The sequence below is a fragment of the Streptomyces sp. SS8 genome (assembly GCF_054072955.1).
Map to the genome: position 1 here is coordinate 1 of NZ_JBSVCZ010000052.1, position 9,681 is coordinate 9,681.

At 75.9% G+C, this 9,681-nt stretch carries 9 protein-coding genes and 1 riboswitch; of the genes, 6 read left to right on the forward strand and 3 right to left on the reverse strand.

Annotation, left to right across the window (positions count from 1 at the left end):
- Positions 1-161: 161 nt before the first annotated feature.
- Positions 162-527 (reverse strand): Rv2175c family DNA-binding protein, encoded by a 366-nt coding sequence (locus ACW69E_RS27595; protein WP_457501010.1) that lies wholly within the window; start codon positions 525-527, stop codon positions 162-164.
- 33 nt (positions 528-560) lie between these two features.
- Positions 561-1,811, reverse strand: coding sequence for an NAD(P)/FAD-dependent oxidoreductase (locus tag ACW69E_RS27600; protein WP_457501011.1), 1,251 nt, complete (start codon positions 1,809-1,811; stop codon positions 561-563).
- A 182-nt stretch (positions 1,812-1,993) separates the two neighbouring features.
- Positions 1,994-2,106, forward strand: a riboswitch (TPP riboswitch).
- On the opposite strand from ACW69E_RS27600, the gene thiO reads away from it, so the two are divergent.
- The 6 genes from thiO to ACW69E_RS27630 all read left to right on the forward strand — a co-directional run bounded on the left by thiO (position 2,104) and on the right by ACW69E_RS27630 (position 8,690).
- Positions 2,104-3,249 carry a glycine oxidase ThiO gene (gene thiO / locus ACW69E_RS27605; protein WP_457501012.1) on the forward strand — a complete coding sequence of 382 codons (1,146 nt, stop codon included), beginning with the start codon at positions 2,104-2,106 and terminating at the stop codon, positions 3,247-3,249. (Overlaps the previous riboswitch by 3 nt.)
- A complete protein-coding gene (thiS, locus tag ACW69E_RS27610) occupies positions 3,246-3,479 on the forward strand; it encodes a sulfur carrier protein ThiS (RefSeq protein WP_457501013.1) in 234 nt (77 codons plus the stop codon). The genes thiO and thiS overlap by 4 nt, the downstream gene beginning before the upstream one ends.
- An 8-nt stretch (positions 3,480-3,487) precedes the next feature.
- Positions 3,488-4,285: a thiazole synthase gene (locus tag ACW69E_RS27615; RefSeq protein ID WP_457501014.1), complete on the forward strand. Its 798-nt coding sequence runs from the start codon at positions 3,488-3,490 to the stop codon at positions 4,283-4,285.
- Positions 4,286-4,439: 154 nt separating this feature from the next.
- Positions 4,440-6,428, forward strand: a complete 1,989-nt coding sequence (gene pknB, locus ACW69E_RS27620) for a Stk1 family PASTA domain-containing Ser/Thr kinase (RefSeq protein WP_457501015.1) — start codon at positions 4,440-4,442, stop codon at positions 6,426-6,428.
- Positions 6,429-6,796: 368 nt separating this feature from the next.
- A complete protein-coding gene (locus ACW69E_RS27625) occupies positions 6,797-7,651 on the forward strand; it encodes a transglycosylase SLT domain-containing protein (RefSeq protein ID WP_457501016.1) in 855 nt (284 codons plus the stop codon).
- 94 nt (positions 7,652-7,745) lie between these two features.
- A complete protein-coding gene (locus ACW69E_RS27630) occupies positions 7,746-8,690 on the forward strand; it encodes a deoxyribonuclease IV (RefSeq protein WP_457501017.1) in 945 nt (314 codons plus the stop codon).
- A gap of 108 nt (positions 8,691-8,798) precedes the next feature.
- Here ACW69E_RS27630 and ACW69E_RS27635 read toward each other — a convergent pair whose 3' ends face one another.
- Positions 8,799-9,422: a sulfite oxidase-like oxidoreductase gene (locus ACW69E_RS27635; protein WP_457501018.1), complete on the reverse strand. Its 624-nt coding sequence runs from the start codon at positions 9,420-9,422 to the stop codon at positions 8,799-8,801.
- Positions 9,423-9,681 lie beyond the last annotated feature (259 nt).

Here is a 9,681-nt window from a genome sequence, read left to right on the forward strand (position 1 = left end):
CCCCCCCCCCCCCCCCCCGGCGGGGGGGGGCCCCCCCCCGGTGGCCCCCCCCCCCCCCCCCCCCCCCCCCCGCCCCGCCGGGGCCCGCACGCCGGTGATCGGTCGTACGGTTGGCTGCGCCCGGCCCTGCCGGGCCGGGTCGTCCGCGGTGAGCGCGCCGCTCAGACGGCCAGCGCCTGGGCGCGCCGCTTCACCTCGGTGCCGCGATTCTCCCGCAGGGCCTGCGCCGGGGTGCCGGGCAGGGTGTCATCGGGCGTGAACAGCCACTCCAGCATCTCCTCGTCACTGAAGCCGTCGTCCCTGAGCAGCGTGATGGTCCCGGTCAGGCCCTTCACCACCCGGCCCTCGCCGATGAAGTCGGCGGGCACCTGGAGCACCCGGTTCTCACCGCGGCGCACCGCGATGAGCTGGCCCTCCCTGACCAGCTGCCGCACACGCGTCACCTCGACGCCGAGCCTGTCGGCGACATCGGGGAGGGTGAGCCAGGCCGGGACGAGAGCATCGGTCTTCGCGTCAATCTCGTTCACGGGAACCAGCCTGCCATCTGCCACCGACAGTCACTAGCGGGCCGCGCTCTTCAGGGGGACGGACGGGTCTGCGGTCCGCAGCGGATCCAGGGCCGTGCCGCGCTCGATCAGCTTCCGCCCCTGGGTCAGGTCGCGCGGGCGGCCCACGGCCAGCAGGGCGCGCAGCACACCGTCGCGCAGCCAGCACACCGACCAGGCGGCGTCCGCCGGATCGCCGCGCCACAGCATCTCGTCGTCACCGGTGTGGTGGCCCGCGTACTGGACGAAGCGGCCGAACTGCTCGGACCAGAAGTACGGCACCGGGTCGTACACCGGCGTCTCGGCCTCTCCGGCGACCAGGACCGAGGCGACCGTGCGCGGCCCCTGGAGCGCGTTGTCCCAGTGGTGGACCAGCAGCCGGCGGCCGTAGCGGGCCGACGGGTAGGAGGCGCAGTCCCCCACGGCGTGGACGCCGGGGACGGAGGCGCGCAGGTACTCGTCGGCCAGGACCGAGCCGTCCTCGCCCAGGGCCACGCCGGAGCCCGCCAGCCAGCCGGTGGCCGGGCGCGCGCCGATCCCGGTGACGACCGCGCCCGCGGTCAGCACCGAGCCGTCGGACAGCTCCACCTCACACACCGGGTCGTCCGGTGTGCCGGCCGCGGCGACGCCCGTGACGGCGCACCCGGTGCGCAGCTCGGCGCCCGCCTCCTCGTACCAGGCGCGCATCCGGGCAGCGACGGACGGCGGCAGCGCCCCGGCCAGCGGCTGGTCCGCGGCCTCCACCACCGTCACCCGGCAGCCGGCCTCGCGGGCCGCGGTGGCGAACTCGGCGCCGATCCAGCCCGCTCCGACGACCACCACCTCCCGGCGCCCGGCGAGCACCGGCCGCAGCCGCTCGGCGTCGTCGAGGGTGCGCAGCAGGTACACCCCGGGGACACCCCCGGCGCCGGGCAGGGGGATCGGCCCGGCGCCGGTGGCGAGGACCAGATGGTCGTAGGGCAGCGCTCCGGCGTCCGTGTCCGCCTCCCGGTCGCCGGTGCGCAGCCCGGTGGCGGCCGTGCCCAGGCGCAGGTCCACCTCCAGGGCCCCGAAGTCGACGTCGAAGGCGGACCCGGGTGCCCTGCCCAGCAGCACCGCCTTGGACAGCGGCGGCCGGTCGTACGGCCGGTGGGGCTCGGCGCCGACCAGGGCGATCCGCCCCGGCCAGCCCTGCTCACGCAGCTGTACGGCGGTCTGCACCCCGGCCATCCCGGCGCCGACGACGAGGACCCGCTGCCTGCTCTGCTGCTCGGTTCGCACGCTCACGCGATCACTGTAGGAGGTCGGACCCCGCCGCCGGGCGGCCCGGCGGCGGGGTCCGGTGAGAGCCCCGCCACAGCCGCCGGGGCCGAAGGGGGACCGGGGCCCGGCTCCCCTTCAGCCCCGGCGGGCGCGCGGATAGGGTGGTCGGCGTCCGGGGGCGGGAGGCCCCCGGGGCGAACCGGCGAACGACGAAGCGCGGGAGCCCGGCGCACCGGGCTGAGAGGGAGGCTTGCGCGGCCTCCGACCGTACGAACCTGATCCGGGTCATTCCGGCGAAGGGAGGAGCACCGCACCCATGCACGTGCTGATCATCGGCGGTGGCGTCATCGGGCTGGTCACGGCCTGGCGGACCGCGCAGCGGGGGGCGCGGGTCACGGTCGTCGACCCGGCGCCGGGCGGCGGCGCCGCCGAGGTGGCGGCCGGGATGCTGGCGGCCGTCACCGAGCTGCACTACGGCGAGGAGTCCCTGCTCGCCCTCAACCTGGCCTCGGCGCGCCGCTATCCGGACTTCACGGCCGAGCTGGAGGAGACGTCGGGCCTGGGGACCGGCTACCGCGCCTGCGGCACACTGGCCGTCGCGCTGGACGCCGACGACCGGGCCCATCTGCGGGAACTGCACGCGCTGCACCGGCGCTGCGGGCTGGAGTCGGCATGGTTGACCGGCCGCGAGTGCCGCCGTCTGGAGCCGATGCTCGCCCCGGGGGTGCGCGGCGGACTGCGCGTGGACGGCGACCACCAGACCGATCCGCGCCGGCTGACGGCCGCCCTGCTGGCCGCCTGCGAGCGGGCCGGGGTCCGCTTCGTGCGGCAGCGGGCCGGACGGCTGTCCCTGTCCGGCGACCGGGCGGCCGGGGCGGAGCTGGCCGACGGCACCGCGGTCGGGGCCGATCTGGTGGTGCTGGCGGCCGGCAGCGACAGCGGCCGGCTGGCGGGGGTGCCCGAGGAGGTCCTGCCGCCGGTGCGCCCGGTCAAGGGCCAGATCCTGCGGCTGCGGATCCCCCGCGCGTACGCCCCGTTCCTCTCGCGCACCGTGCGGGCCCTGGTGCGCGGCGGCCATGTCTATCTGGTGCCGCGGGCCGACGGCGAGCTGGTGCTGGGCGCGACCAGCGAGGAGCAGGGCTGGGACACCACCGTGACGGCCGGCGGCGTCTACGAGCTGCTGCGCGACGCGCACGAGCTGGTGCCCGGCATCACCGAGCTGCCGCTGGTGGAGACCCGCGCGGGCCTGCGCCCCGGCTCCCCCGACAACGCCCCGCTGCTCGGCCCGACCGCCCTGCCCGGCCTGCATCTGGCCACCGGTCACCACCGCAACGGGGTGCTGCTCGCCCCGGTCACCGGCGACGCCCTGGCCCAGGTCCTGACCACCGGCGAACTCCCCGAGGAGGCACGCCCGTTCACCCCCCGGCGCTTCGACCGCACGCTTCAGGAGAGTCCTCTGTGAACACCGGCACGGCCCGTACCGCCGCAACCGTCACCGTCCATGTCAACGGCGAGCCGCGCGAGATCGCGGCCGGCCTCGCCCTCGACGCGGTCGTGGCGTCCCTGACCACCGCCCCGGCCGGCGTCGCCGCGGCCGTCAACGAGAGTGTCGTGCCGCGCGGCCAGTGGCCGGCGACGAAGCTGTGCGACGGCGACCGGGTCGAGGTCCTGACCGCGGTGCAGGGGGGCTGACGGCGGCCATGGCTGACGACACCCTCACCATCGGCGGCACCGCCTTCACCTCCCGCCTCATCATGGGCACGGGCGGCGCGCCCAGCCTGGAGGTGCTGGAGCGGGCGCTGCTGGCCTCGGGCACCGAGCTGACCACCGTCGCCATGCGGCGCCTGGACCCGACCGTCTCCGGCTCGGTGCTGTCGGTGCTGAAGCGCAACGGCATCCGCGTACTGCCCAACACCGCCGGCTGCTTCACCGCCGGGGAGGCCGTGCTCACCGCCCGGCTGGCCCGCGAGGCGCTGGGCACCGACTGGATCAAGCTGGAGGTCGTCGCCGACGAGCGCACCCTGCTGCCCGACCCGGTGGAGCTGCTGGAGGCCGCCGAGACGCTGGTCGACGACGGCTTCACCGTCCTGCCGTACACCAGTGACGATCCGGTGCTGGCACGGCGGCTGGAGGACGTGGGCTGCGCGGCGATCATGCCGCTGGGCTCGCCCATCGGCTCGGGCCTGGGCATCCGCAACCCGCACAACTTCCGGCTGATCACCGAGCGGGCGTCCGTACCGGTCATCCTGGACGCGGGTGCGGGCACCGCCTCGGACGCCGCCCTCGCCATGGAGCTGGGCTGCGCGGCGGTGATGCTCGCCTCCGCCGTCACCCGCGCCCAGGAGCCGGTGCTGATGGCCGAGGCGATGCGGCACGCGGTGGAGGCGGGGCGGCTGGCGTACCGGGCGGGCCGGATCCCGCGCCGGCACTTCGCGCTGGCCTCCTCCCCGGCGGAGGGGATGGCGGACCTCGACCCGGAGCGGCCGGCCTTCGGGTGAGCGGGCTCCGGGCGGGACGCCCACGGGTCGGCCGGCCGCGGTTCCCCTCCCGACGTCGCGGGGCGGCGGCGGTTTCGTCACCGTTGTGCCGCACTCCGGTGCGCCTGCGCCGGTGCGGTCGGCCGTGTCCGCGGCGGCTCGTAGACTCTGCGCCGTGGACACGACCCTTCGGGACCCGTTGATCGGGCACGTGCTCGACGGCCGGTACCGCGTGGAGGCGCGGATCGCCGTCGGCGGCATGGCCACGGTCTACCGGGCGATGGACACCCGGCTGGACCGGGAGCTCGCCCTGAAGGTGATGCACCCCTCCCTCGCGGCCGACGCCTCGTTCGTCGACCGGTTCATCCGGGAGGCCAAGTCCGCGGCCCGCCTGTCCCACCAGAACGTGGTGGGGGTCTTCGACCAGGGCGAGGACGGCGGCTACGTCTACCTCGCCATGGAGTACGTCCGGGGCTGCACGCTGCGCGACGTGCTGCGCGAGCGCGGGGCGCTGCGGCCGCGCGCCGCGCTGGACGTCCTGGAGCCCGTGCTCGCCGCGCTGGGCGCCGCCCATCTGGCCGGCCTGGTGCACCGCGACGTGAAGCCGGAGAACGTCCTGATAGGGGACGACGGGCGGGTCAAGGTCGCCGACTTCGGCCTGGTGCGGGCCGTGGGCTCCCAGACGTCCGCCTCCACCGGCTCGGTGCTGGGCACCGTCTCCTACCTGGCCCCCGAGCAGATCGAGCACGGCACCGCCGACGCCCGCGCGGACGTCTACGCCTGCGGCGTGGTGCTGTACGAGATGCTGACCGGCTCCAAGCCGCACGCCGGCGGCACCCCGGCCCAGGTGCTCTACCAGCATCTCCACCAGGACGTCCCGGCCCCCTCGGCCCTCGTGCCCACTCTCGCCCCCGCCCTGGACGAACTGGTGGCCCGTACCGCCGCCCGCGACCCCGGGCGGCGGCCGGCCGACGCCGTGGAGCTGCTCGCCGAGGTCGGGGCCGTGAAGGAGGCGCTGACCAGCGAGGAACTGGACGCGCCGCCTCCGGCCGCCGCGGGCGGGGACGGCTCCCCCGTCCCCGCCGGCTCCGAGGACCGCACCACCGTCCTTCCGCGCGGCGGCGCGCCCGAGGCCTGCGCCGGCGGCGCCGGCCCGGAGGGGGGCGGGGAGTCCGGGGAGGCCCTGAACCGCACGTCCGTCCTGCCCCGGCCGGACTCCGTGCGCACGCCTTCCCGGGAGCCGGGCCCGTCCGGGCCGGGCGCGCCCCGGCGGCGGTGGGCCGGCCTCGGGTCCCGGCGTTCGCTGCCGGCGCTGGTCACCGCCGTCCTGCTGGTCCTCGGCACGGCGCTGGGCCTGTGGTACATCAACTCCGGGCAGTTCACCAGGACCCCCGGGGTGCTCGACATGACCGAGGACCGGGCCAAGCGGACGGTCGAGGAGGCCGGGCTGGCGTGGCGGATCGTCCGGGACTACAGCGACACCGTGGAGCGGGGCCATGTCATCGGCACCGATCCGGGCCGCGGTGAGCGCATCCGCGGCAACGGCACGGTGACCATCACCGTCTCCCAGGGACCGGAACGGGTCGAGGTCCCCGATGTGACGGGCGACACCCCGGATGAGGCCCGCCGGAAGATCAAGGCCGCCGGGCTGGAGCCCGGCATGGTGACCAGGGAGTTCTCGGGGAAGGCGGAGCGGGGCTCGGTGGCCCGCACCGAGCCCGGGGCGGGCAGCGTGCGCCGTCCGGGCACGGCCGTGGCGCTCGTGCTCTCCAAGGGCGCGCGGGTCGAGGTGCCCGGTGTCGTCGGCGAGGACGAGGGGACGGCCCGGCAGCGGCTGGAGGAGGCCGGGCTGAAGGTGCGCACCGCCCCGGAGCGGGTCTTCTCCGAGGAGGACGAGGGCACGGTCGCCCGGCAGTCGCCCCGCGAGGGCGCGGTCGCCGCCGAGGGCGACACCGTGACGCTGACCGTCTCCAAGGGCCCGGAGATGATCGAGGTCCCGGACGTGGAGGGGCTGGAGGAGAGCGAGGCCCGGCAGGCCCTCGAGGAGGCGGGTTTCGAGGTGAGGGTCCGCAGGGTCTTCTTCACCGGCACCGTCTTCGACCAGTCGGTCGCGGCCGGCGAGCGGGCCCCGCGCGGCTCGGAGATCACCGTCTGGGTGCGCTGACCGGAACGCACCGGCCCGGCCGGGCCGCCGGCCCGTGTGTCACCGCGCGGGCACGGAGGGTTGCTTGAGCGGGCAGCCGTTGTGAAGCGCCCCATAGGACCCAGATCACCTACGAACCCGCCTAGTAGGCACCGCGGCGGCCCGGTCGGCCCCGAGCGGCCCGGACCGGCACTCGAAGGCCCGTTGCGCCGGATATCAACGAATCCGGGTAGTACATCACACTTTTGTCCTCATAAGTTCCGGCCGCTAACAATGCAACAGTCGCCAGCGCCGAGGAGAGGAACCCGGCGCAACCCCGCTCGGCCCCATGGCCGGCCCGGCTGATCCGGCTCTGCGACGCAAGCGATCGGAAGAGGTTCTCCTCCCCCATGTCTGTGTTCCGCGTTCTCGACCAGTTCCGCGTGTCCGGCACCACCCGAATGACCGGCACCCACAAGTTCTCCGCCATCGGCGTCGTCGCGGCCACCGGCGCCGCCACCCTGGCGCTCGGCCTCGCCCCGGCGGGTGCCGAGCAGGCCGCCCCCTCGGCCGGGCCGAAGCCCGCTTCCGCACCGGTCTCGCTCCCGGTGGAGCCGGCCGCCCAGGCCGAGGACGTCACCGCCGGGCAGGGCGGCCTGCGGGCGCAGTTCTCCGGCTCCTACCAGCAGGCCCAGGCCGACGCCCGCGAGGCCGCCGCCGAGGAGAAGCGCGAGGCCGAGAAGACCCGGAAGGACCAGAAGGCCGAGAAGGACCGGAAGAACGCCGAGCGCGAGGCCGCCACCGACCGCGACTCCACCCGCGAGAAGGCCGCCGACCGCTCGCACGACCGCGGCGGCTGGGGCAGCGGCGGCAACTGGGGCGAGCGCGACGAGGAGTCCCTGGAGCGGGCCTACGAGCGCGAGCGGAGTGCGGCCGCCTCCTACCCGGACAACCTCGACGGGTGGATCCGCGAGGCCCTGGCCATCATGGAGCGCGAGGGCATCCCCGGCACCTACGAGGGCATCCACCGCAACATCATGCGCGAGTCCAGCGGCGACCCGCGGGCCGTCAACGACTGGGACGTCAACGCCCGCAACGGCATACCCTCCAAGGGGCTGCTCCAGGTGATCCAGCCCACCTTCGACGCCTACCACGTCGAGGGCACCAAGTACGACCTGTACGACCCGGTGGCCAACATCGTCGCCGCCTGCAACTACGCCGCCGACCGGTACGGCTCCATGGACAACGTCGACTCGGCCTACTGACCGGCCGGAAGACCCCTTCCGCACGGCCCGGCGGCCCGCTCACCACGAGCGGGCCGCCGGGCCGTGCGCCGTGCGGGCCTGGCACCCTCGATGTGTGAGCACCGCACCTTCCCCGTACGACGCCCCGCCCCCCTCCCCCGCGGACGCGGGCGGGACGGCCGCCCCCTCCCCCCGCCGCGTCCGCAACCCCGTCGGCAGCCATGTCGCCGTCGCAGGCGGGCTCGCCGCCAAGGGCCTGGCGTACGCCCGCGAGATCGGCGCCGAGGCCGTGCAGGTCTTCGTCGCCAACCCGCGCGGCTGGGCCACCCCGGCGGGCGACCCGAGGCAGGACGAGGCCTTCCGCACGGCCTGTACGGAGGAAGGGATCCCGGCCTACGTCCACGCGCCCTACCTGATCAACTTCGGTTCGCACACCGAGGCCACGGCCGAGCTGTCCGTGGCCTCCCTGCGCCACTCGCTGCGGCGCGCCCGTCACATCGGCGCCCTGGGTGTGGTCGTCCACACCGGCTCGGCCACCGGCGGGCGCGACCGCGCCACGGCGCTGGCCCAGGTGCGCGAGCGGATGCTGCCGCTGCTGGAGGAGCTGGACCCCGGCGAGGGTTCACAGGATCCGTGGCTGCTGCTGGAGCCGACGGCCGGCCAGGGCGCCTCGCTGTGCTCGCGGGCCGCGGACCTGGGCCCCTACCTCGACGCCCTGGAGCGGCACCCCCGGCTCGGGATCTGCCTGGACACCTGCCACGCCTTCGCCGCCGGGCACGACATGACGGCCGGGGGCGGCATGAAGGCGCTGCTGGACGAGGTGGTGGCGGTGGCCGGAGAGGGAAGGCTGCGACTGGTCCACGCCAACGACTCCAAGGACGTCGCCGGCGCCCGCAAGGACCGCCACGCCAACATCGGCGCGGGCCACATCGGCGCCGAGCCGTTCCGCGAGCTGCTGCGCCATCCGGCGGCCGAGGGCGTGCCCCTGGTCATCGAGACCCCTGGCGGCAGGGAGGGACACGCGGCGGATGTGGCCCGGCTGAAGGAGCTCAGGGGCTGACGCGGCCCCCGGACGGCGGGAAGGACCGTACGTGGGGCCCCACGAGGGGTCCCACGCGGGGCCCCACGCGGGGGCCGCCCGAGCGGGCCGCGGGCCGGCCGGGCACGGTCACAGTCCGGGGCCGTCGCCCGGCTCCTCCTGGTACGAGTAGCGCTGCTCGTGCCAGGGGTCGCCGATGTTGTGGTAGCCCCGTTCCTCCCAGAAGCCCCGGCGGTCGGCGGTCATGTACTCCACGCCCCGCACCCACTTGGGTCCCTTCCAGGCGTACAGATGGGGTACGACCAGCCGCACCGGGAAGCCGTGCTCGGCCGTGAGCGGCTCGCCGGCGCGGTGGGTGGCGAAGAGCGTGTGGTCGGCGGTGAAGTCCGCCAGCCGCAGGTTGGCGCTGTAGCCGTACTCGGCCCACACCATCACATGGGTGACCTCAGGGGCGGGCGGCACGAGTTCGAGGAGGGTACGGGTGCGCACCCCGCCCCACTCGACGCCCAGCATGCTGAACTTGGTGACGCAGTGCAGGTCGGCGACCACGGTCTCGTGGGGCAGCGCCGAGAACTCCTCGTGCCTCCAGCGGTGCGTGTCCCCGTCGGCGGTGGCCCCGAAGACGCGGAACTCCCAGCGTTCGGGCCGGAACCTGGGCACCGGACCGTAGTGCGTCACCGGCCAGCCGCGCTGGAGCCGCTGCCCCGGCGGAAGCTGCAGGCGCTCCCCTTCGCGGCTTTCCGGCTGAACCATGCCTCCATGGTGACAGACCACCGGCCGTGCCCGTGACCGCGCCCCGGGCCGCATGGTGAGCGGCCCGGGGACGCGGACGGGGGCCGGGGGGGGGGGGGGCGGGGGGGGGGGGGCCCCCCCCCCCCGGGGGGGGCGGGGGGGGGGGGGGGCCCGGGGGGGGGCCCCCCCCCGCCGGGGGGGGGGCCCGGGGGGCGCGCCCCCCCCGCGGGCCCCCCCCCCCGGGCCGGGGGGCCCCCCGGGGGGGGGGGGGGCCGGGGGG